Annotated in this window: 22 protein-coding genes; 3 read left to right on the top strand and 19 right to left on the bottom strand. The window is 53.8% G+C overall.

Features of this window, described 5'->3' with window-relative positions:
- Positions 1 to 19: 19 nt before the first annotated feature.
- The 3 genes from LJ739_RS02740 to LJ739_RS02730 all read left to right on the top strand — a co-directional run bounded on the left by LJ739_RS02740 (position 20) and on the right by LJ739_RS02730 (position 3,263).
- Positions 20 to 1,873, top strand: a complete 1,854-nt coding sequence (locus LJ739_RS02740; RefSeq protein ID WP_229157070.1) for a DUF885 domain-containing protein — start codon at positions 20 to 22, stop codon at positions 1,871 to 1,873.
- Positions 1,874 to 1,999: 126 nt separating this feature from the next.
- Complete coding sequence (locus tag LJ739_RS02735; RefSeq protein ID WP_229157069.1) at positions 2,000 to 2,557, top strand: sigma-70 family RNA polymerase sigma factor; 558 nt, start codon at positions 2,000 to 2,002, stop codon at positions 2,555 to 2,557.
- A complete protein-coding gene (locus tag LJ739_RS02730) occupies positions 2,550 to 3,263 on the top strand; it encodes a DUF3379 family protein (protein ID WP_229157068.1) in 714 nt (237 codons plus the stop codon). Before LJ739_RS02735 ends, LJ739_RS02730 begins: the two co-directional genes overlap by 8 nt.
- Before the next feature lie 7 nt (positions 3,264 to 3,270).
- Here LJ739_RS02730 and flhB read toward each other — a convergent pair whose 3' ends face one another.
- The 19 genes from flhB to LJ739_RS02635 form a co-directional block, all read right to left on the bottom strand.
- Positions 3,271 to 4,398 (bottom strand): flagellar biosynthesis protein FlhB, encoded by a 1,128-nt coding sequence (gene flhB / locus LJ739_RS02725; protein WP_229157067.1) that lies wholly within the window; start codon positions 4,396 to 4,398, stop codon positions 3,271 to 3,273.
- A gap of 9 nt (positions 4,399 to 4,407) precedes the next feature.
- Entirely contained in the window at positions 4,408 to 5,190 is a 783-nt protein-coding gene (gene fliR, locus LJ739_RS02720) for a flagellar biosynthetic protein FliR (RefSeq protein WP_229157066.1), read from the bottom strand.
- 8 nt (positions 5,191 to 5,198) lie between these two features.
- Positions 5,199 to 5,468, bottom strand: a complete 270-nt coding sequence (gene fliQ, locus LJ739_RS02715; protein ID WP_229157065.1) for a flagellar biosynthesis protein FliQ — start codon at positions 5,466 to 5,468, stop codon at positions 5,199 to 5,201.
- A 9-nt stretch (positions 5,469 to 5,477) separates the two neighbouring features.
- A complete protein-coding gene (gene fliP / locus LJ739_RS02710) occupies positions 5,478 to 6,203 on the bottom strand; it encodes a flagellar type III secretion system pore protein FliP (RefSeq protein ID WP_407646757.1) in 726 nt (241 codons plus the stop codon).
- Positions 6,204 to 6,238: 35 nt separating this feature from the next.
- On the bottom strand, positions 6,239 to 6,724 hold the full coding sequence (gene fliO / locus LJ739_RS02705; protein ID WP_229157064.1) for a flagellar biosynthetic protein FliO: 486 nt from the start codon (positions 6,722 to 6,724) through the stop codon (positions 6,239 to 6,241).
- Positions 6,684 to 7,118, bottom strand: coding sequence for a flagellar motor switch protein FliN (gene fliN / locus LJ739_RS02700; RefSeq protein ID WP_229157063.1), 435 nt, complete (start codon positions 7,116 to 7,118; stop codon positions 6,684 to 6,686). The genes fliO and fliN overlap by 41 nt, the downstream gene beginning before the upstream one ends.
- A 20-nt stretch (positions 7,119 to 7,138) precedes the next feature.
- Positions 7,139 to 8,206, bottom strand: coding sequence for a flagellar motor switch protein FliM (gene fliM / locus LJ739_RS02695; RefSeq protein WP_229157062.1), 1,068 nt, complete (start codon positions 8,204 to 8,206; stop codon positions 7,139 to 7,141).
- 12 nt (positions 8,207 to 8,218) lie between these two features.
- Complete coding sequence (gene fliL, locus LJ739_RS02690; protein ID WP_229157061.1) at positions 8,219 to 8,749, bottom strand: flagellar basal body-associated protein FliL; 531 nt, start codon at positions 8,747 to 8,749, stop codon at positions 8,219 to 8,221.
- 81 nt (positions 8,750 to 8,830) lie between these two features.
- Positions 8,831 to 10,744 carry a flagellar hook-length control protein FliK gene (locus tag LJ739_RS02685; protein WP_229157060.1) on the bottom strand — a complete coding sequence of 638 codons (1,914 nt, stop codon included), beginning with the start codon at positions 10,742 to 10,744 and terminating at the stop codon, positions 8,831 to 8,833.
- A 79-nt stretch (positions 10,745 to 10,823) separates the two neighbouring features.
- The gene (fliJ, locus tag LJ739_RS02680) at positions 10,824 to 11,261 is read right to left on the bottom strand and encodes a flagellar export protein FliJ (protein ID WP_229157059.1); all 438 of its coding nucleotides are present in this window, start codon (positions 11,259 to 11,261) and stop codon (positions 10,824 to 10,826) included.
- A 15-nt stretch (positions 11,262 to 11,276) separates the two neighbouring features.
- Positions 11,277 to 12,626 (bottom strand): flagellar protein export ATPase FliI, encoded by a 1,350-nt coding sequence (gene fliI, locus LJ739_RS02675; protein WP_229159381.1) that lies wholly within the window; start codon positions 12,624 to 12,626, stop codon positions 11,277 to 11,279.
- Positions 12,619 to 13,407, bottom strand: a complete 789-nt coding sequence (gene fliH, locus LJ739_RS02670) for a flagellar assembly protein FliH (RefSeq protein WP_229157058.1) — start codon at positions 13,405 to 13,407, stop codon at positions 12,619 to 12,621. The genes fliI and fliH overlap by 8 nt, the downstream gene beginning before the upstream one ends.
- An 11-nt stretch (positions 13,408 to 13,418) precedes the next feature.
- On the bottom strand, positions 13,419 to 14,459 hold the full coding sequence (gene fliG, locus LJ739_RS02665) for a flagellar motor switch protein FliG (protein WP_229157057.1): 1,041 nt from the start codon (positions 14,457 to 14,459) through the stop codon (positions 13,419 to 13,421).
- Positions 14,460 to 14,470: 11 nt separating this feature from the next.
- A complete protein-coding gene (gene fliF / locus LJ739_RS02660) occupies positions 14,471 to 16,180 on the bottom strand; it encodes a flagellar basal-body MS-ring/collar protein FliF (RefSeq protein ID WP_229157056.1) in 1,710 nt (569 codons plus the stop codon).
- A 19-nt stretch (positions 16,181 to 16,199) separates the two neighbouring features.
- Positions 16,200 to 16,553 (bottom strand): flagellar hook-basal body complex protein FliE, encoded by a 354-nt coding sequence (fliE, locus tag LJ739_RS02655; protein ID WP_229157055.1) that lies wholly within the window; start codon positions 16,551 to 16,553, stop codon positions 16,200 to 16,202.
- 178 nt (positions 16,554 to 16,731) lie between these two features.
- Entirely contained in the window at positions 16,732 to 18,072 is a 1,341-nt protein-coding gene (locus LJ739_RS02650) for a sigma-54-dependent transcriptional regulator (protein ID WP_229157054.1), read from the bottom strand.
- Positions 18,069 to 19,217, bottom strand: a complete 1,149-nt coding sequence (locus LJ739_RS02645; RefSeq protein ID WP_229157053.1) for a sensor histidine kinase — start codon at positions 19,215 to 19,217, stop codon at positions 18,069 to 18,071. Before LJ739_RS02645 ends, LJ739_RS02650 begins: the two co-directional genes overlap by 4 nt.
- Positions 19,218 to 19,349: 132 nt before the next feature.
- Complete coding sequence (locus tag LJ739_RS02640) at positions 19,350 to 20,810, bottom strand: sigma-54 dependent transcriptional regulator (RefSeq protein ID WP_229157052.1); 1,461 nt, start codon at positions 20,808 to 20,810, stop codon at positions 19,350 to 19,352.
- 236 nt (positions 20,811 to 21,046) lie between these two features.
- Entirely contained in the window at positions 21,047 to 21,847 is an 801-nt protein-coding gene (locus LJ739_RS02635; RefSeq protein ID WP_229157051.1) for a flagellin N-terminal helical domain-containing protein, read from the bottom strand.
- Between the last annotated feature and the right edge of the window lie 188 nt (positions 21,848 to 22,035).

Here is a 22,035-nt window from a genome sequence, read left to right as displayed (position 1 = left end):
CAACAGGAACCCTCAGCAGATGAACACAAAACACTTCTCTTTGACTCTACTGGCACTGGCCATCAGCGCATGTAATCCAGCCACACCGCCGGCCAGCGAAACCAGCGCCGCTGACAAACCGGCGGCGCAAACAGCCGCTGCGACCCAAACCGAATCTGAACGGTTGGCAACGTTTTTTGCCGACAGCTTTGAACAGGATCTGAAACGTTCGCCCCTGTCACAAAGCTATCTTGGCTACAAATGGGACTACGACAAATGGAACGATGTGAGTGAAGCCCGTGCTGACGAAGACCGGGCCATCGCCGAGCAGCGACTCGAAACCCTGAACGGCTTTGACACCACCCAGTTGAGCGAACAGGAAAACCTGAGTCTAACCATTGCCAAGACCGCATTGAAACGTGAACTGGCCAACGATGAGTACCGTCATCACACCTACATCATGCACCAGTTCCGCGCGTTCCATACCCTGATCCCCAGTTTTATGATCAATATCCATCGGGTCTCTGACCTGTCCGATGCCGAAGCCTATGTCAGCCGGCTGGAGAAAGTGGATGCACTGTTCGCGCAGGTTATCGACCAATTGAAGATCCGTGAAGAGCTGGGCGTGTTCCCGCCACGCTGGTCTTACGATCAGATGATCCAGGCGTCTCATAATGTCATCAAGGGTAACCCCTTCGAAGAAAGCCCCGAAGACTCAACCATTTGGCAGGACTTTAACGCCAAACTGGATGCACTTGAAATCTCCAATGCCGAAAAACAGGGCCTGCGTAGTCGTGCCCGTGAAGCATTGCTGAGCTCGGTAAAACCGGCCTATGACGCGATGATTGCAGCGCTGGAACATCAACGTGAACTGACCCCGGAAGGTGATGGTGTGTGGCGTCTGCCCGATGGCGACAAATGGTATCAGAACCGTCTGGCCTGGTTTACCACCACCGACCTGACGGCAGACGAAGTTCACCAGATTGGACTGGACAACGTGGCCCGTATTCACGAGCAAATGCGCGCGATCATGCAGCAGGTCAACTTTGACGGTGATCTGAACGCCTTCTTTGAGTTCATGCGTAATGACGATCAGTTCTATTACCCAAACACTGACGAAGGCCGTGAAGCGTACATGCGCGACGCAAAAGCCCTGATCGATACCATGAAAGAGAAGATCCCCGAGTATTTCGGCCTCATCCCTCAAGCCGACATGATCGTCAAGCGGGTTGAACCGTTCCGTGAAAAGTCAGCCGGTAAAGCCTTCTATCAATCCCCGTCGAAAGACGGCTCACGTCCGGGCACCTATTACGCCAACCTGTATGACATGCGCGATATGCCCACCTACCAGATGGAAGCATTGGCTTACCATGAGGGTATTCCCGGACACCACATGCAGCGGGCCATCGCCCAGGAACTGGAAGGTGTACCTGAATTCCAGAAATACGTGTCCTTCACCGCCTACACCGAAGGGTGGGGTTTGTATACGGAAGAGCTGGCCAAAGACATGGGGTTTTATCAGGACCCGTATTCTGATTTTGGTCGCCTGGCCATGGAGCTGTGGCGCGCGTGCCGCCTGGTGGTGGATACCGGCATCCATGCCAAAAAGTGGAGTCGTGAAGAGGCCATTCAGTACCTGATTGATAACACACCGAACCCACACAACGATGCGGTCAAAGCCATAGAACGATACATCGCCATGCCGGGACAGGCCACCGCCTACATGATTGGTAAGCTGAAAATCATGGAATTGCGCGCCTGGGCCAAAGAGCAATTGGGCGATCGCTTCGACATCCGTGGCTTCCACGACGAAGTATTGAAGGACGGTCCTGTGCCGCTGAACATTCTGGAACAGAAAATTCAGCGCTGGGTGGCTTCTCAGCAACAAAGCTAAACCCTCCGTTGGTAACAAAACGCGGGCATTGCCCGCGTTTTTTTGTTCAGCCAACATAAAGCCTTCGCAACCCCGTCCCTTTCTGTTTTACTATCAGACAGAATCACGTCTAATTGCAGATTTTGTATGTTTTTACGAAAGCAAAGCGACACATCGTCGGTCAATGACAGCATGATGACCAAACAACGACGATACGAAGCACTGGTGAAGGCACTGCACGGTGACCTGTTCCGCTACGCCTACTGGCTGGTAAAAGACCGCGCCGTGGCCGAGGACATTGTGCAGGAAACCTTTTTACGGGCCTGGAAATCCCTGGATTCGTTGAAAGACGAAAAAGCGGCTAAATCCTGGCTGATCACCATCCTGCGCCGTGAAAATGCACGCCGCTTCGAGCGCAAACAATTTGATTTGGTGGACATGGACGATGTCGCGCTCAGTGACTCTGGCCCAAGCAATGAAACCGAGCTGGAACACCGCGAACTGCGACGGCTGATGGCCGACCTGAGTGACGAATACCGCGAGCCGCTGATGCTGCAGATTGTGTTTGGTTACAGTGGCGATGAAATCGCCGAACAATTGAATTTGAACAAGAACACGGTGATGACAAGGCTGTTCCGTGCCCGCAACCAGCTCAAAGATGCCCTTGATGCTGCAGACAACCATAGAGGTGTTTACAATGGATGATTTGCAATTTCGACGCGCGGTCTACGCTGACCCCAACAGCAAGTCGCCGGAACTGATCGCCGCCGCGGCAGCCGATCCCGCAAAACAAGCGTTTTGGGATGACATCAAAGCGATGGAGGCCAAACTGCAACGGGCAGCGACTGTCTCGGTGCCTGACGGATTGGCTGAGCGCCTGCTGCTGCGCCAATCAATGGACCGCCACGCCCATCAACAACGACGTAACCGCTGGTACCTCAATCTTGCCGCATCCGTGGCCATCGTCGCCGGTGTTGGCTTCACGCTGTGGCAATCCTCAACCCAGGCGGTGGATTTAGGCCAACATGCCCTGGCACACGTTCACCACGAATGGGACAGCTACGCCCCCCGCACTGGCTATCAGGCCAGTCTGAGTGACATGAATGAAGATTTAAGCGAGCTCGGCGCCCAGTTGGTGGGTAACATCGGCCACGTATATACCGCAAACTATTGCAACTTTGATGGTATTCGCAGCTATCACATTGTGATGGAAGGTGAACACGGCATGGTCACGGTGTTTGTGGTCCCCAATGAAGATACCCGCCGGTTTGTCGCCTCATTTGCCGACCAGCAGTTACACGGTCAGGGTATTCAGCTTGGCAAAGCCAGTCTGTTCATTGTTGCAGAGCAAAGCCAGCAGTTGGCGGACATTGCCAACCGGGTGAAACGCCAATTGGTATTTTCCGCCTGATAACTGATCAGTAGCGCATCTCTGGCGGGATCGGCAGGTCTTTTTTGAGTGGCACAGGGCGCTTGCCCTTGCCCGCTTTGAAGGCTTTGAGCTGGTACACATAGGCCAGCACCTGCGCCACTGCCATAAACAGCTTTTCCGGGATTTCCTCGTCAGGCTCGGTGGTGTGGAAGATTGCCCTGGCCAGCATCGGTGACGCCACCAGCGGCACGCCGTGAGCGGCGGCAATTTTACGGATATGCATGGCCAGCTCATCGCCCCCTTTGGCAATCACAACCGGCGCACGATTACCTTTTTCATCATACTTTATCGCTACCGAGAAGTGGGTCGGGTTAGTGACCACCACGTCCGCTTTGGGCACTTCCTGCATCATACGCCGGGCCGCGGCCTGGTATTGCAAACGGCGAATACGGCTTTTTACCTGCGGATCACCTTCAGCATTCTTGCGCTCGTCTTTGACCTCCTGCTTGGTCATTTTCATTTCTTCATTGTGCTTCCAGCTTTGATATGGCACATCGATGGCCGCGATGGGGATCAGTGCCAGGCACAGGATCAGAAACGCCCAGGCAATCAAATCCAGAGCATGAAAAATATTGCGCGGATACAACTCCATGTCGAGATGCAGGGCTTCGTCTTTAAACCAAATCAAAGAGATATAGGCAGCAAATGCCACCACCACAAATTTGCCAATCGCTTTGAGCAGTTCCACCAGTCCGTTGACCCCGAACATGCGCTTGAAGCCATTGATGGGATTCATTTTGCTGAATTTTGGCTCGGCACTTTTCCAGGTAAAGTTGTAGCCTCCCAACGCGATACTGCCGTAAACACCGCCGATCAGGGTTAACATCAGATAGCCCAGCAATGGCAGACTCACCTCAGAAATGGCAAAACCCATGGCCTGAAACATGTGGGTAAAGTCATAGGTTTCATCCCGCGACAAAGCGAACGCCCGCTGCATCACCGTGAACAGTGACTCCGCGATATACCCGCCAAACAACAAAAACGCCACGGCACTGAACACCAGCACCAGTGTGGTCGACAGTTCACGGGAACGGGCAATCTGGCCTTTGTCGCGGGCCTGTTGTAACCGTTTCGCCGTGGGTTCTTCTGTTTTTTCGTGGGTATCCGCTGCCATTCAACGTCCTTACGGCGGGCAAATGTACAACAGCTCGCACATAAACTGCGACGCCCGTTGCCACTGCAACTCGAAATGGTGAGTGAAGTTATCCATGGTGATCCAGATGATCACCAGGCCCATGATTTGTGCAATCGAGAAACCAATACTGAAAATGTTCAACTGCGGTGCTGCTTTGGTCATTACCCCGAACGCCAGGTTGACGATCAGCAGTGAAACAATCGGCGCGAGAGACAAGGTCACCGCTGCGACGAACATCCATCCGCCCCAGTGGGCCACGGCCTGAAACTGCTCCCCTTGCCACCACGGCGCGCCGACCGGAAACGCATCAAAGCTCATGACAATCATACGGATCATCGCCAGATGTCCATCCACAGCCCAGAACAGTAAGGTCGCCAGGATCAGGTAGAACTGACCCACCGCCGGTACGTTGATACCGTTGACCGGATCCACAATGGAAGCAAAGCCCAGACCGGTCTGCATCGCCACCACCTGCCCCGCCAGTACGAAGGTATTCAATACCATGGTGGAGATAAAACCAATCGCCAGACCGATGATCAGTTGCTGTATCACCATCACAAACGACGCCAGACTAAACACCTCGGTAAGCGGCACCGGCGGCACCACCGGCATGATCAATACAGTCAGGAACAAGGTCAGAAGTGCACGCACTTTGGTGGGAACGGTTTTTGCGCTGATCCCGACCATGGCCGCAAACATGCCGGAAATGCGCATAAACGGCAGTAACAAGTCAGCCAGGTACTGGGTGATAGTGGAGGCAGCGAATTCCATGATCCGGTCTAACCCACCACTTCAGGGATCCGCTCGACCATGGTAAAGGTGAAATCCATGATTTGCTGTACCAACCAATGACCACCCCAGCTCAGGGCCAGCAGGGTCACGATAAGACGGGGTAAAAAACTCATGGTTTGCTCGTTGATGGAGGTCGCCGCCTGAAACACGGCCACGATAAGGCCAACAAACAAACTGGGTAAAATGATCGCCGAAACCAGCAAAATTACCATTTGCAGTGCTTCTTTGAGGATTTCTACAAAGACTTCCGGGCTCATACGGACCTCCTACCCCATACCAAAGCTGGTTGCCAGTGTGCCGAAGATCAGGTTCCAGCCATCCACCAACACAAACAGCATCAGCTTGAACGGCAGTGATACGATCATCGGCGACAGCATCATCATACCCATGGCCATCAGTATCGATGCCACCACCAAATCGAGGATCAGAAACGGGATAAACAGCATGAAACCGATCTGAAACGCGGTTTTCAGTTCACTGGTTACAAACGCCGGGATCAGCACATTCATCGGCACGTCTTCCGGGCCATCAAACTGGCCCTGGTAATCGCCCAGTTCCACGAAGGTTTCCAGATCTTTGACCCGGGTCTGGGACAGCATAAACGCCCGCATCGGCTGTTTGGCTTGCTCAAACGCTTCCAACGAGGTCATTTCTTCATTCAGGTAGGGTTGCAGGGCCTTCTCGTTAATTTCTTCAAACACCGGCGCCATGATGAACATGGACAAAAACAGCGCCACACCAATCAGGATCTGGTTGGAGGGAGATTGCTGCAAACCTATGGCCTGACGCAATATCGACAAGACAATGATGATCCGGGTGAACGAGGTCATCATCATGATGAACGCTGGCAGCAAACTCAGCGCTGTCATGATCGCCAGCACCTGCAAGGTCATGGTGTAGTCCTGCGACCCATCCGGGTTGGTGGTAACAGTGACCGCTTGCAATCCCGGTGCGGCGTGGACATCAGCGGCAGTCAATAAAATGACGGCCATGCACAACCACATTCCCCACTGTCCTACGCTACGCATCATTGCTTCTCCTTGCCGTTAGTGAGATTAGGATTCATCTTTGAGGCCAATGCCTGGGTCAGCTTGTCTTTGAACTGGGCGCCACTGGCGGCAGGCGTTGCTGCAGCCAGCGGTGTCTCAAGTTTGGCAAGATGGTTAATGTTGTGTGCGGTAACGCCTATCAGGTGCTGCTCATCGCCTACCTGCAACACCATCACACGCTCCTTGGTGCCAGCCATCATCGAGGCGACCACTTTCATCTGTCCACCCTGACCGGGAGTGACATTAAACCGACGCGCAAGGTACGCCAGCATGAAAACCACGCCGATCACCAGCAATAAAGACAGGAAAATTGACACTACTGAGGCCGGATTAGACAGCGAATCTGTCTCGGCAAAGGCTGTTTGGGAGGTAAGGAATGGGGTTACAAATGCAACGTAACCCCATGTTTTAAATGAAGTATTTTTATCTGAGCTTTTTAATTCTTTCGATTTGACTAATAACATCGGTTAACCGAATACCAAACTTGTCGTTGACCACTACTACTTCACCATGAGCAATCAACGTGCCATTAATCAGAACATCCAGTGGTTCACCGGCAACCCGGTCGAGTTCCACCACGGAGCCCTGGTTTAATTGCAGCAGGTTTCGGATACTGATCTGGCTACGCCCGACCTCCATGGAGATGGTAACGGGGATGTCCAGAATCGTGTCAAGTTTGCGCTTTTCTTCAGCGGTGATGGGCTTGTCTTCCTGTAGCTCATCCAGCTCAGCCACTTCGACGTCCATTTCATTGGCGCCAAGATCGGGCTTATCACCACCTTCGTCTTCGCCAGCCTCAGCGTCAGCCTGTTCGGCCATCGCTGCGGCCCAATCGTCCATTCCGTCTTCATCACTCATGATGGATACCTCGTGTCAGTTTACAGGTCATCAAGATCTTCCTCGAGGACCTGCAGTTCGGCGTCACTGTCAATTCTGCGGCCGCCTTTGGTTAACAACTGTAATTCGGATTTCACCGAAGTCGGGCGTGGGATCTTATCAGTGATCTTCAACGCCACATTGTCTCGCGAACGCCCCAGCTTAGCGCGGAACGTGGGTAATTCTTCAATCAGTACGGTAATGTGTTCCGGCATTTCAATCGGAATAATATCACCGGCTTTAAGCTCCATGATTTCGGACAGTGACAATTCAATGTCCATCATGTGGGTGGTCAGGCTGACATTCACATCCATGATTTCATCACGCAGGGCCTTAGACCAACGCAGATCGGTGTCTTCTTTGTCACTTTGTACACCGGCATCCAGCAATTCACGGATCGGCTCCAGCATCGAATACGGCAGAGATACGTGGAAATCACCACCGCCGCCATCGAGCTCAATGTGAAACGAGCTGATCACGACTACTTCCGTGGGACTGACGATATTGGCCATGGCCGGGTTGACTTCCGAGTCCAGATATTCGAAGGACACATCCATGACCGGTGCCCAGGCTTCTTTGTAATCTTCGAAAATCAGTTTCAGCAACATCTGAATGATGCGGCGCTCGGTCGGGGTAAACTCCCGGCCTTCAATCTTGGCGTGGTAACGCCCGTCACCACCGAAGAAGTTATCCACCAGGATAAACACCAGTCGCGCTTCCATGGTGATGAGTCCAGTCCCTTTCAGCGGACGGAATCGCACCATGTTCAGGCTGGTCGGTACAAACAGGGTGTGAATGTACTCACCGAACTTGATCATCTGAATGCCGTTGATCGACACCTCGGCCGAGCGACGCATCATATTGAACAGGCTGATCCGCATGTGGCGGGCAAAACGCTCATTGACGATTTCCAGCGTCGGCATGCGACCCCGGACAATACGATCCTGCGATGAGAAGTCGTATTCCAGGGCGCTGCTATCGCCGTCGCTGGAATCGACTTCTTCTTCTTCGACTTCATCGACGCCGTGTAACAGCGCGTCAATTTCGTCTTGGGACAGTAAATCGCTCAATGTTCTTCTCGCTTATTGCATCACAAAACCGGTAAACAGCACTTGCTCAACCACCTGCTTACCCACTATTTCCTGCATCGCCTTTTGTACTTCACGTACCGATTGGTCACGCAACGCGGTTTTGCCCGCTTCGGTGACAAGATCATCGGCATTCGCACCACTGAACACCCGTAACAAGGTGCCTTCAATCATTGGAATGTGCATCTTGGCTGATTCTTCGTTATCGGAACCACGGACCATTAACTGAACCTTGATTTGCACCAACCGGTCTCTGCCGCTACCCGGCACGTTAAACACAAAAGGACGGGGCATCGCCACATACAGGGCTGTGCCCACCTTGGCATTACTGGCGGCTGGCGCAGCACCATCTTCCAGGGGGGCCATGGCACCGTCGCTGGCATCAACCGCCATCGGCTCTTCACCACCGAGCATGAAAAACGCCGCAGCACCACCGGCGACCAGCACAACAGCAACAATGATGATGATCATCATCTTCTTGCTTTTGCCGCCACCTTCTTCCATTTGTAATTCTTCTTCAGCCATAACTGTCTCGTGTCAGAACGTTGTAGACCGTCATTATCCTCAAGTCAGGACCAATCGCCAAGGATTGCGTGGTCTAAATCGCTAAACAAAATAATCGATCAGGCCATTGTGAACCCGGGGAATGGATTGTTCACGCATACCCGCGCCCTCTTCCAGGCCGTCATCCCCCTGCCCCAATCCATCGCCACCGGCCATCTGTCCTTCATTGGCTTCATTGCCCTGTTGTTCTTGTTCAACCGACGACTGGCCTAATTGGATACCTTGCTCTTCAAGCAATTCTTTCAGCCGCGGTGTTGCCTGTTCCAGCACCTCTCGGGCTTGCTGAGACTGCACCACAAAATTCACCGTGGCCGATTCACCGCTCACATTGATACGCACCTTCATGCTGCCCAGCTCTGGTGGGTCCAGGCGAATATCCGCTTGCATGTTCTGCGCATTCACCATCCAGCGCACCTTGTCGGCCATCTGTTGGGCCCCTTCGGGCTTGTGCAGAGCGACCGCTTTGTCAAACGCCTGCTGACGCTGCGCATCTACACTCGCGCTCATTTGTGCATCCATCGCTGACACCGGCGCGTGACGCTCCTGGCGTACCACGTTAAGGGCATGTTCCATCCCTTGTGTCATCGCATGTTGGGCATGCTGAGCGCGCTCAAGTACCTGGGTCAGGGCTTCGACTGCCTTGGCCTGCTGCTGAATCGCCAACTCACCTTCGACGCCGGCTTTGGCCAGACTGGCGCCAATCAATGCCTGCAGATCAATACCCGGCTCATGGCCCTGCTTGCGCTGGGCACTGATTTCATCCAGTCCTGCGCTCAATGAGGCCAGAAACTGTTTTTGCTGCTGTTCGTTCATTTGCCCGACCACATTGGCCAGTCCTTTCGCTGTTTCATCGCTGACCTTGGTGGTATCACCCTTTTCCAGCATCGCGGTGACTTGTGTGATCAGGTTGTCACGGGTTTCTTTCGGTAACTGTGCCAGTGTTTTCAGCAAACCATCAGGGTCGCTCTGGTTAGTCTTGACCGATACTTCAGCAGGCTTGGCGTTAAACAAGCCCAGTTGTTGCTGGTCGGTATTTTGCTCACCATCCAGTGCCGTTTGAGCGAGCAAATCTTTCAGCATCGCGCCAAGGGGTGACGCCTGCTCGACATCGGCAGACAAGTCAAGGGCGCTGAGTGCCTCACGCAACATCCCGTTCAAATCGTCTGTCAGTTCAGTCTGTACGTCCTGCCCCGAAGCATTGTCCGCTTGGCTGAGCCACTGTTTAGCCCATTGTGCCATCAAGCCGGCCAGTTCCGCCTGCGCCTCAGGGGTCAGGGTTTCGCCACTATCCAGTTGCTGTATCAGGCTGTTGAGTTGTTCGGAAATGGCGCCTTCCAACTCTGGCAATGTCATTTCAACCGCATCGGGTTGTACTTGCGGCGCAGATTGTTCTTTGTCAATGTTACCGTTGATTTGCGCCAGCAAGGTTAACCAATCCACAGTAACGCCCAACTCGACGTCAGGTTGTGCTTCTTCGGAGACAACGGCGGACGCTTCATTCAGTAACGCTTCGTCATTGCCGTTTGTTTCTGCTACCAGAGAGGGATCGGTCTCAGTGCTGGTCTCTTCCGGCGTCACCGAGGCGTCTTGTTCGGCTTTATCAGCATTGCTTTTTGGCGCCGGTGCCTGGGTGGCGTTATCCGTCTGTTGTGCTTCGACGGGCTTCTCATCGCTATGATTTTTCTGCGTATGGTCACGTTCAGAGGACTGCACCGCATCCTGTTTGTCTGGAGCGGGGCTCTCACTGGCGGCAGAACGTTCAGGGCGCTGCGGCCGGGGCTCAACAGGGTTGCCCGGCGAGCGGTCGCGGTTGCGTTGCATGTCCAGCATTTCACGGAAATGCTCGCTACTTTGCTGCTCATACTCGCGAGAGGCCGAACTACCCGTGGTATTCAGGGTATCGGTGCTAACCGGCAAAGCGGCAACTTGTGACGTTCGGGTGGCAATTTGTTGCATCGTAACCTCGTTCCAGCGCCCGTTTCAGGCCAAAAAGGGGTGTTTGTCCCTCAACACAGCAAGTGTCATTCCAACTGTGTTAACCACGCACAAATTTTTGCAATGCAATTTCGTCCAGCATTGCTTGTTCCCTTTTGTTTTCAAGCAGTTGCTCCGCATCGGCTTTTTTCTGCAACAGCATTTCCACCGCTTTGCGCTTACGCTGTTGGGCCAGCCATTGCTGTTTACGCTGCTCTGCCACCAACACGGCCTGATTCTGAATTTGCAACTGCTGCTCGCAGGCCTTATCGAGTTTGGCAATAAACGAATGAAACTGGCTAAAATGTTTGGCCTCAACCCCCGCACTGCCACGCAGATGGTGTTGATTGAGGTACTCTCGCTTGTATTGCTCAAGGTGTTGCAGTTTTAGCTTTTCGTTTTGCACCTGCTGCTGGGCCAACTGAAATTGACGCGCACAGGCGTCCTCTTTATCCCGCTCCCAGCGAGCAACCTTTTGTAGTTGTTGATGACCGCGCATTTTGTTCGACTCCCGTTACCCTTTACCTAGCCCTTGAGCCAGTTTCGCCATGCCTTCCAAACTCTCGTCGTAAGGCAGTACCTGGGTCATCCCCTGTTGTAAGAAGGCATTGATGGCCGGCTCAGCATTGATGGCCAGGTCAATGCGCGGATCCGTACCACGGTTATAGGCACCGATACTGATCAAGTCGCGATTCTGCTGATAGGTCGAGTACACTTGGCGTATTCGTCGACTGGCCAGCAAATGCTCGTCGCTGACCACCTGCGGCATCACCCGGCTGATCGACGCTTCAACATCAATGGCCGGATAATGTCCTGAGTCTGCCAGGCTACGGGACAAAACAATGTGACCATCAAGAATGGCCCTTGCCGCATCGGCAATGGGGTCCTGTAAGTCATCCCCTTCCGTCAATACGGTATAAAATGCTGTGATACTGCCCTGATGCTCCCCGCCGTTACCGGCCCGCTCGACCAATGCCGGCAAACGGGCAAACACTGAGGGTGGATAACCTTTGGTGGCAGGCGGTTCACCGACTGCCAGTGCAATTTCACGCTGTGCCATGGCATAACGGGTCAGCGAATCAATCAGCAGCAGCACATTCATGCCCTGATCGCGAAAATACTCGGCGATACTGACCGCGGTTTCACACCCTTTGAGTCGCATCAAAGGCGAGGTATCTGCCGGTGCGGCAACCACGACGGCTTTCTGACGCTCTTCTTCACTCAGGATGTCCTGAATGAATTCTTTGACTTCTCGGCCCCGTTCTCCGACCAGCCCCACGACCACCACGTCTGCGGTCGTACCGCGGGTCATCATGCCCAGCAACACGCTTTTACCCACACCGGAACCGGCAAACAGCCCCATGCGCTGCCCAGAGCCTACGGTGATCATGGCATTGATGGCGCGCACGCCAACATCAAGGGGTTGACTGATCGGGCGGCGGGTCAGTGGGTTCATCGGCGGACGGGTCAGCGGCACACGCCGCTCAGCGGCGATAGGACCCAGGCCATCCAACGGCTGGCCATTGCCATCAACTACCCGACCGAGCAAATCCATGCCGACCGGCAAGCCTTGCTCCCGTGCCAGCGGCTGCACGCGGCTTCCCGGCACAATGCCCTTGACCGCCTCGGTCGGCATCAGGTAGGTAATGTTTTCAGCAAACCCCACTACCTCGGCTTCAATCTCACCATCGATGGTTTGCACCAGGCACTGAGAGCCCACAGGCATCTGGCATCCCACCGCTTCCAGCGTCAGGCCGATACCCCGTACCAGCTTACCGGCTGCCACACTGGGGGGCTGTGGCACCTGTTGTTGCAGTTTTTCGAACCGTTTGAGCAAACGTTGGTTGAGGGCGGACTCAGTCATCATCACCCCGTCCCAGCCCCTGTTCCAGCAGGAACTTGTCCAGTACATCGCGACAACGTCGCTCAACACTGACGTCGACGGCATTGTTGGAGGTGGAAATATCACAGCCGCCCGGGGTCATATTGGGGCTTTCAATCAATACCCAGTGGTGGTTTTCGATGTCTTCTTCACTGAAATGCTGGCGCACCAGCGCCAAATCATCGGGATGCAGGTGGATCTGGTACTGTTGCTCCTGAATAGGCAATACTTTCAGCCCTTCGCTGAGGGCCTGGAATATCAAATCCTGATTGGTTTTTACTTCGCTGCGGATCACGGCTCTGGCAAGAGAAACGGCCAGTCGCACCAACTCACTTTCAACGCTACGCTCCACCTTGGCGACCGGATCATGCAGGGTTTCCATGAGCGACTGCCAACGCTCAACCAAGGCATCGCCTTCGGTTTTACCTTGCTCAAAACCGGCTTCATGGCCCGCCTGTTGCCCTTTGGCAAAACCCTCCTCGTAACCTTTTTCCTGCCCTTCTGCCAGGCCTTTTTCCAGTCCTTCTGCTTTGCCTTCGGCAAATCCTTCCTCGTAGGCTTGCTGGCGAATGGCTTCAATTTCCTCCGCCGTGGGCGGCGCGATGTCTTCATCAGCCGACTCAGGCGGCTCGTATTTCCAATCACTGCGCCGATTCAACGCATTGGTTTGCTCCGCTGGAGGCGGCATATCATCTTCGACGAACGGCAAGTCCCAGCTTTTGATGTCTTGCTCATCCGGATCAGAATAAATCGGTTTATGCACAACCTAACCCCTTACAGGAATTCTTCGCCGCCACCGCCGCCAAGCATGATTTCACCGGCATCAGCCAGGCGTCGTGCCACAGACAGAATTTCTTTCTGCGCCGTTTCAACTTCACTGATACGCACAGGACCAAGGGCTTCCAGATCGTCGAGTAACATTTCTGCCGCCCGTTTGGACATATTGTTGGTGATCTTCGCGCGCAGCTCTTCATCGGCGCCTTTAATGGCTTTAAGCAGCGAGTCTTGTTGCACTTCGCGCAGAATCGACTGAATGGCCCGGTCGTCCACGTCCGCCAGGTTGTCGAATACGAACATCAGATCCTGGATCTGCTGGCTCATCTCTTCGTCCTGCTCGCGGATAGCGTCCATCAACTGACCTTCGATATTGGTATCCAGGTAGTTCATGATGTCGGCAGCAGACTTCAGGCCGCCCATTTTCGCTGCCTGGGTTCCCGCCTGACCTGCAAATTGTTTTTCCATGATTTCGTTTAATTCCTGCAAGGCTGCCGGTTGCACTTCTTCGAGGTTGGCGACACGCATCATCAAATCCAGGCGCACCTTCTCCGGGAACTGCGACAAAATTTCGGCGGACTGCTCCGCTTCCAGATACGACAACACGATGGTCTGGATCTGCGGGTGCTCGTTGCGAATAATGCTGGCCACCTGCTTGGAGTCCATCCACTTCAGAGAGTCGAGACCTTTGGCACCGGTTCCCATCAGGATCTGATCGATCAGGTTGGCCGCTTTGTCTTCCCCCAGTGCCGCGGTCAGTGCACGCTTGACGAAATCCTGGCTTTGGAAGCCAATGGTACTGTAATTCTGGATTTCCTCGATGAAATGCTTATGCACCGCAGTTATCTTGGGTTGGGTCATATCGTCAATCTGCGCCATGGCCTGGCCCAGCTTCTGCACCTGTTTGGGTTCCAGGTGTTTGAGGATTTGCGCCGCGTCTTCTTCTGACAAGCTCAGCAACAGGATAGCCGCCTTATCGACGCCTTCCAGTTTGCTGACGTCGTAGGTCATTTGTTGCATTTCCATCATTTCTTCAGCCATTACCTACGCTCCTACTCGTCCTGCAGTAACCAGCCTTTGACAACCTGAGCGGACAGCTCAGGCTCATTAGCGACCAGTGCACGAACGGCTTTGAGGACATCTTCATCTTTATGCAGATCCGGCAGCATCAACGAGCCGTCAGAAGCAAAACCAACCTGTCCTTCATCAAACTCCTGGGTCAGCATGCTGATGGTTTCATCACCCAGATCCAGCGAGTCATCAACATCAAATTCACTTTTATCGGTGGTATCTTCAGGATAGATCAAACGTTTCAACATTGGGCGAACGACCGCAAGGATCAATACAATGATCACCAGCGCGCCGGCGACAAACTTGGTCAGTCGCCAGAACCAGGCCTGTTCATAAATGGGTAACTCTACCGCATCAATGACGTCTTCACGACTGAACGGAATACTCACCACCTCCAACGAATCACCGCGGGAAACGTCAAAACCGATCCCCCCTTGCAATAAACGACGGATGTTGAGCAACTCTGCCTGGGCTCTAGGTTCGCTGGTCACAGTGCCGTCTTCGGCGGTACTGTTGACATAATCAACCGCCACCGAAACACTCAAACGACGGATAACACCGGTCTGTTGCTTGGTGTGACTGATGGTGGTGTCCAGTTCATAGTTACGGGTTTCTTCTTTGACGTTGCGCCCGGGTACACTGCGCTGTGCATTGGCACCGGTTGCCTGTTCAGGAATATTGGACTCCAGCGGCGGCTGGTTGGTAAGCGCCCCGGGGATCCCTGCGATAACGCCACCCACGCTGTTTTCTTCCACCAGCATTTCACTGCGCACTGCCGGCAGATCAGGATTGTAGCGACGCTGGGTTTGCTCGACCGAGGTAAAATCCATGGTCACATCCGCTTGCGCGGTGTAATTGCCCAGCCCCAACACGGGGATCAGAATGGAATCGATTTTTTCGAGGTATTCCTGCTCGCGCTTTTTCTCGATTTCGTATTCTTTGCGTGCACGGGCCGACATGGAGCTCTGCGAACCGGAGTTCAGCAACCGTCCATTGTTGTCCGTCACCGTGACCCGCTCAGGCTCCATACCCTGTACAGCCGAAGCGACGATATCCACAATCGCGTCCACTTCTTCACCGGACAGGCTGCCACTGCGCCCGGTGGTGACAACCACGGTAGCGCTGGCTTTCTTCTCCCGACGGGCGAACACGTTTTCTTTCGGCAGCGCAAGCAACACTTTAGCTCGGCTGACGCCGTCAATGTCTTCGATAGTGCGGGCCAGTTGCTGTTCACGGGCATGCTTAAGACGTTCTTTCTCGACCCGTTGGCTGACACCAAAACCCATGTCCTGCATGATGATGTCGGTGCCCTCATTGCCCCCCTGGGCCAAACCGGACAGCCCGGCACGGGTCATACCCAGCTTCACTTGCTGATAATCGCTTTCGCGCACCAGCACCGTTTTGCCTTCCAGACGATAATCGGGAAAATTCTGATCGAGATAATCAAGCGCAGGGATCAACTCTTCGGTTTCCAGCTGCGCCAATGGGCGGTAGTCAGGTTCCTGCGCCCAGATAACGATGAAAATGGCGATGGCAATACAGATAACCAGCGCAACAACCAAGGTGATTTGACGCATCACATCGGCGCTGCCCAGGGCATCCATAAAGCCTGATTTTTGTTCCGGCTCAACGTCTGCGGTGTAATCGCCACCGCCGGCAACGGCCAGATCTGTACCTGTTGCTTCAGCCACCTGCTACCTCTCTTACTCGTTAGACCGGCATGTTCATGATTTGTTTGTAGGCTTCCAGTACTTTGTTGCGTACCTGTACAGTTGCCTCAAACGCGATACCGGATTTTTCTTTCGCCACCATCACGTCGGCGAGACTCAGGCTTTTGTCACCCATTTCAAAGGCCATTTGCTTCTCTTTTGAGTCCAGCTGCATGCTGTTGACGGTATTGATGGCCTTGCCCAGCATATCCGCAAAGTTGCTGGACGACGGATTCACGTCCATGGCTTTATCGAGATTGTTTGCCATCGGGTTACCAATGGGGGTCATCTCGGCGCGGGCCTGGCTGGCCATGGCCTGCATTTCACTGAACAGGGATTGGGCTTTAATGTCCATGCGTCATACTCACGTCACAGGATTGTCATGTGAGTACTAAAGCAACCTTGATGCCAACTTATATTCTTTATATTTCAGTAGGTTACGAGGAATTCATTGTCAGAATTTTGACAAAAAAAGAGCCGCCACAAGGCGGCTCAGGGTGTCAACGCAAGCGGCGACACGTTGCTAGAAGAGTCTATGCGGGCACATCGATGCCTTTTTCACGCATTTTAGCCAGCTTGTAGCGCAGGGTGCGGGGACTGATCCCCAAACGCTCAGCGACTTCTTTGCGGCGGCCGTGGCAGGATTGCAGGGTGTCCAATATGATTTGGTGTTCCTGCTGACGCAGTTCGCTGCCCAGCTTGCTGCTGTCCTGAGTCACAGGGTCTGCCACGATGGATTCTTCAGCGCCGGTGATGGCTTCCAACATCAAATCAACTGCATCGATACTGTCACCTGATGACAGGATCAACGCCCGCTGAATGACGTTTTCCAGCTCCCGCACATTGCCCGGCCAGCTGTGCTGCATCAGTTTGCTGCGCGCCGCTGCGGTCAGTTTAGGAATTGCCTGTCCTTCTCGGCTGTGACGCTCAATCAGGTGCTCAGCCAACGGCACAATATCACCCGGGCGTTTGGCCAGCGGCATCCACACCAATGGGAACACGTTTAGGCGATAATACAAATCTTCACGGAAATCACCGTCAGCCACGGCCTGCTTCAGATCCCGGTTACTGGTGGCAATCACCCGCACGTCCAGTTCAATGGTTTTGCGGCTGCCGAGTCGTTCCACTTCCCGCTCCTGCAGTACACGCAGCAGCTTGGCTTGCAGGGCGAGATCCATTTCAGTGATTTCATCCAGCAGGATAGAGCCGCCCTGGGCTTGTTCAAATTTGCCCGGACAGGCCTGTAAGGCACCGGTGAAGGCCCCTTTCTCATAGCCAAACAAGGTTGCTTCAAGCATGTTTTCCGGGATCGCGGCGCAATTGATGGCCACAAAAGGTTTGTCACGACGTGCTGACTGATCGTGAATGTAACGTGCCAGCACTTCCTTACCGGAACCGCTTGGACCCAACACCATCACGGTGGCATCGGCTTTGGCCACACGCTGACTTAATGACAGCAGTTCCTGGCTGGCTGGGTCACCGACAATCGGCTGACGGGACTCCACTTGTTTGGCTGGCGCATAACGCTCAACCAGATTCAGCAACACCTGCGGACTGAATGGCTTGGACAGATAATCGGTGGCGCCATCGCGCATCGCTTGCACGGCATCGTCAATGGTTGCGTACGCCGTCATCAACAAAGTCGGCATGTTCGGGTATTTTTGTTTAATGCTGCGCAGCAACGCCAAACCTGACATTTCCCCCATCTGAATATCGCTGACCACCAGATGAACGGGGTGATTGGATAACATGATCATGGCCTGCTCGGCGCAATCGGCTTCAAGCACGCGATAGTCTGCCAGACTCAGGGTGTCGACCAACGCTTCCCGTAATCCGGCGTCATCTTCAACGATCAATATACTGGTTTGGCTCATGAGTCTTCCTCCACAGATACCGAGGGATCCACTGCCCCTTGACGAGGGCAAAGGGGAATGAAAAGCGAAAAGCACGCACCACCTTGGGCAAGGTTGTCGGCGCGAATAAAACCACCGTGTGATTTTGCCACCGCTGCAACCACAGCAAGGCCTAGCCCCGTGCCCTGGCTCTTGGTGGTATAAAACGGTTCAAAAATGTGTTCAATGTGGTCGGCTGGAATGCCCTGACCGTTGTCACTGACCCGAATGCAGACGGTATCGCCACTGTCAGTCACCTGGGCATCGATACGGATACGCGCGCCTTTACCGCATTCCTGCAACGCATTGTGTACCAGATTTTGCAGTGCACCTTTGAGGGCCGGCTGGTTGCCCTGAATGGCCAGATGGGGAGGTAAGGTCTGTGTCACCAGCTCACCCTCCAGTTGCAATAACATCGCTTCACAGCCATTTCTGACATCGTCCAACAAAGGCTGCAATGCGACCTCATGCAGCACCTGCTGCTCGCCGCTTTTGGCAAACAACAACATATCATTGACCTGGGACTCCAGCTCGCCAAGACGGGCCTGCAACTTGCCGACAAAGGTACTGCGTGCATCAGAAGCCAGCCCCTTACCGGCAAGATTGGCGGCATACAGGATGGCTGCTGACAAAGGCGTGCGGATTTGGTGAACCATCGATGCAACGGTTTTTCCCAGCGCCGACAGGCGCTGCATGTGGCTGATACGTTGTTGCAATTCACGGGTTTCGGTCAAATCCGTCAACACGATCAGTTGACCGGGTTCGTCCACCAACGGCGTAATAGACAGTTTCACTTTACGCCCGTTGGCCAGTGACACTTCATGGCCATCATCTTTCTGAGGCTGGAACGAACGTGGGATCACCTCTCGCCAGCGCATCCCTTCCAGTGGTTCGCCCAGTAGCTGGCGGGCCATGGGGTTGGCTTGTCGAACAATTCCCTTGCCATCGATGATGACCACACCAGACGGCATCACCTGCAACACATGTTGCAAGCGTGTGGCCTGACACTTCAGGCGCTCTACTTCGGTTTGAGAACGGTCATCACTGCCGGGTGAGCGGGAAACAGCATGGACCTGACCAACGCCTTCAGCGCCGTAATACTCGGTTGCCGTATTGCCAAATGCCATGTCTACCTCTCGTCAAATCTTGGACACTGGGATCTATACACGGCATATGCACATCATGTGCCAACCACATTATCTTATGTTTTTCAGCAAGTTAGGTGAGTTTTAAAGTGACAAAAAGCCGTCACTGAGGGGCTATTCAGCTTTATTGATATCGTATTTACGCATTTTTTCGACCAGGGTCGTACGGCGCATCCCGAGGGATTCAGCTGCACGGGCAACAACCCATTCCTGTTGCTCCAGCGCCTGGGAAATCAGACTGATTTCCAGCTCGGACAGGTACTCTTTCAGATTGATCCCATCCGGTGGCAAGGAAGACAAGGCAGCACTCTCCACGGACGCTACCCCGTCGTGATGCTCATCGTCATCAATGAATTCATCGTCATCCCCGGTGTCAGCAAAAAGTGCATTGAGGGCTTCACGCTCGAGCAGCTCTTCGGGGTAGTCCGGGGTGTAGTCGTCAGCATCCACATGCTGGTATTTGGCCGGTAAATCCTTCACATCCACCACTTTGTTGGGGTACAGGATCAATAACCGTTCCACCAGATTGGACAGTTCCCGCACATTACCCGGCCAGTGATGCTCCATCAGTGACGCCATCGCGTGTTCGGTGAACTTTATCGTCTGCTTGGACTCCGTCTCAAGACGGGACACCAGCTCCTGTAATAACAACGGAATATCGTCTTTGCGTTCCTTGAGCGCCGGAGATTCAATCGGAAATACGTTCAGGCGATAGTACAGATCTTCGCGGAACTTGCCGTCGCTGATCATGGTTTCCAGATCCCGGTGCGTGGCAGCGATCACCCGTACATCGCATTTGATCGGTTTGGTGCCGCCAACCCGCTCATAGGTGCGTTCCTGCAACACCCGCAGCAACTTGACCTGCATCTGCAGCGGCATATCGCCGATTTCGTCAAGAAACAGCGTGCCACCTTCGGCCAGCTCAAAGCGCCCCTTACGGGCGTTGATGGCTCCGGTAAAGGCGCCCTTCTCATGACCGAACAGCTCACTTTCCAGCAGCTCCCCAGGAATGGCGCCGCAGTTGACCGGAATAAACGGTCCGTCTTTGCGTGCCGACAAGAAGTGAACATTGCGCGCGACGACTTCTTTACCGGTACCCGACTCTCCGAGTACCAGCACGTTGGCTTCTGTGGGCGCGACCTGCTCGATAAGGTGGCGCACATGTTGAATTTGCTCGCTTTTGCCCACCAGGCTGCGGAATAACCGGGTTTTGTTAACCGCCGAGGTCTGGCGGGCCGGACGCTGACTGAGGTACTCCTGGCAGCGATGCAGCATTTGTGTGAGGACCGGATAGGTCACAGGCTCTTCAATCACACCCACCACGTTACTGATACGGCCGCCCTGGTAGCCACCAATGGCAATGAAAGGGTGTGCCGGACACTGCTGGGCAAGGTCGCCGAGTAAATCGGCGTTCTCCGCATCCACCAAGATGGCGGTATATTCGGGGTGATTTTTGAGGGTATTGATCGCCGAAGAAAAGCCAATCTGTTCGGTATGTTCACCGAGGAACGCCAGCACGGTGGTCAGATTCTGTGCGCGAGTTTGCTGCTCGCTGATGATCAGAACTTTACTCATGCAATGTCCGGTTCCCGTTATTCGTTATTATTGGCGTTAGCGGCATGGAGCCTTATTACTGATTTTAAACATTCAACGAGGGATAGCAATAACGACGTGCCGCAAATTGACCTTTAACAACCACTTTGCCTATTAAATCGGCAACCTGCTGATCCAAAAACACTTTCTGCCCATCCGAAGGATAGCTGCAGGCACAAAAAAAGCGGCCAGGGCCGCTTTTTAAACATCAATCACATCTAGCTCAGCAGCGCCAATACCTGGCCCTGTTGTTGATTGGCCTGGCTTTGTACCGCAATGGTCGACTGATTCAGGATCCCCGCCGCCGCACTTTCTGCGGTGGTCTGGGCGTAATCAGTGTCCTGAATACGGCTTCGGGCCGCAGCAATGTTGACATCCGCGTTGCCAAGGTTGCGGGCCGCACTCTCGAAGCGATTCTGGGTCGCGCCCAAATCGGCTCGGGCACTGCCCACCGTTTCCAGTGCAGCGTCGGTGGTTGCCAACGCATCTTCTGCACCTTGTGCGGTAGACAAATCAACGTTCAGTACATCGCTCAGACTGCTGGCGAAATCCTGTGTACCCACACTGATTTTCTGACCGGCGTTTGCACCTACCTGGAAATCAATGCTGCCGTCAGAGGTCAGTAAAGGTTTACCTCCGAATTCGGTTTGCTCAATGGTCTGAGAGATATTGTCTTGCAGTTGTGTCACTTCGGCCTGAATCGCGCGGCGATCAGCATCGGTCAACAAACCGTTACCGGCCTGCACGGACAATTCACGGATACGGTTCACATCATTGGAGATGCCTGACAATCCACTCTCGGCCACCTGGGCCAGCGAAACACCGTCGTAGGCGTTCGAGATAGATTGACGATTACCCTCGACCTGAGACGTCAGGCGATCAATAATCTGTTGGGCAGCAGCCCCGTCTGCGGCACTGTTGATCCGCTTACCGGACGCCAGCTTCTCCAGCAGGTTATTCTGCTTGGTCTGGATCTGCTGCAACAATGACGAATTGGATTCTGTATTGAGGTTAATCATGTTTGCCCTCCTCTCACTGCCCTAAAGTTTAGCAAAAAGCTGGTGAGAAAGTAAGCAATCCAACCCTCACTCAGGTATTAAACCACATACCTATGTATATCATTCGGAAAAACTGTTTATAATCAAGATGGTACAGTTTTTTTTCGGCTCCCGGAGGTTGGCTGGTATGGTGTCAGGGAATCGACAGT

It is taken from the genome of Fluctibacter halophilus (assembly GCF_020687825.1).
Taxonomy (GTDB): Bacteria; Pseudomonadota; Gammaproteobacteria; order Enterobacterales; family Alteromonadaceae; genus Fluctibacter; species Fluctibacter halophilus.
The sequence above is the reverse complement of the archived record's forward strand: the minus strand, read 5'-3'. Positions and strand labels throughout refer to the sequence as shown.

Excerpts from the sequence above, each read along its gene's own strand:
- LJ739_RS02740 (WP_229157070.1), top strand. The coding sequence starts at position 20 with ATGAACACAAAACACTTCTCTTTGACTCTACTGGCACTGGCCATCAGC.
- LJ739_RS02735 (WP_229157069.1), top strand. The coding sequence starts at position 2,000 with ATGTTTTTACGAAAGCAAAGCGACACATCGTCGGTCAATGACAGCATG.
- LJ739_RS02730 (WP_229157068.1), top strand. The coding sequence starts at position 2,550 with ATGGATGATTTGCAATTTCGACGCGCGGTCTACGCTGACCCCAACAGC.
- flhB (WP_229157067.1), bottom strand. The coding sequence starts at position 4,398 with ATGGCAGCGGATACCCACGAAAAAACAGAAGAACCCACGGCGAAACGG.
- fliR (WP_229157066.1), bottom strand. The coding sequence starts at position 5,190 with ATGGAATTCGCTGCCTCCACTATCACCCAGTACCTGGCTGACTTGTTA.
- fliQ (WP_229157065.1), bottom strand. The coding sequence starts at position 5,468 with ATGAGCCCGGAAGTCTTTGTAGAAATCCTCAAAGAAGCACTGCAAATG.
- fliP (WP_407646757.1), bottom strand. The coding sequence starts at position 6,203 with ATGGCCGTCATTTTATTGACTGCCGCTGATGTCCACGCCGCACCGGGA.
- fliO (WP_229157064.1), bottom strand. The coding sequence starts at position 6,724 with ATGTTATTAGTCAAATCGAAAGAATTAAAAAGCTCAGATAAAAATACT.
- fliN (WP_229157063.1), bottom strand. The coding sequence starts at position 7,118 with ATGAGTGATGAAGACGGAATGGACGATTGGGCCGCAGCGATGGCCGAA.
- fliL (WP_229157061.1), bottom strand. The coding sequence starts at position 8,749 with ATGGCTGAAGAAGAATTACAAATGGAAGAAGGTGGCGGCAAAAGCAAG.
- LJ739_RS02685 (WP_229157060.1), bottom strand. The coding sequence starts at position 10,744 with ATGCAACAAATTGCCACCCGAACGTCACAAGTTGCCGCTTTGCCGGTT.
- fliJ (WP_229157059.1), bottom strand. The coding sequence starts at position 11,261 with ATGCGCGGTCATCAACAACTACAAAAGGTTGCTCGCTGGGAGCGGGAT.
- fliI (WP_229159381.1), bottom strand. The coding sequence starts at position 12,626 with ATGACTGAGTCCGCCCTCAACCAACGTTTGCTCAAACGGTTCGAAAAA.
- fliG (WP_229157057.1), bottom strand. The coding sequence starts at position 14,459 with ATGGCTGAAGAAATGATGGAAATGCAACAAATGACCTACGACGTCAGC.
- fliE (WP_229157055.1), bottom strand. The coding sequence starts at position 16,553 with ATGGACATTAAAGCCCAATCCCTGTTCAGTGAAATGCAGGCCATGGCC.
- LJ739_RS02650 (WP_229157054.1), bottom strand. The coding sequence starts at position 18,072 with ATGAGCCAAACCAGTATATTGATCGTTGAAGATGACGCCGGATTACGG.
- LJ739_RS02645 (WP_229157053.1), bottom strand. The coding sequence starts at position 19,217 with ATGGCATTTGGCAATACGGCAACCGAGTATTACGGCGCTGAAGGCGTT.
- LJ739_RS02640 (WP_229157052.1), bottom strand. The coding sequence starts at position 20,810 with ATGAGTAAAGTTCTGATCATCAGCGAGCAGCAAACTCGCGCACAGAAT.
- LJ739_RS02635 (WP_229157051.1), bottom strand. The coding sequence starts at position 21,847 with ATGATTAACCTCAATACAGAATCCAATTCGTCATTGTTGCAGCAGATC.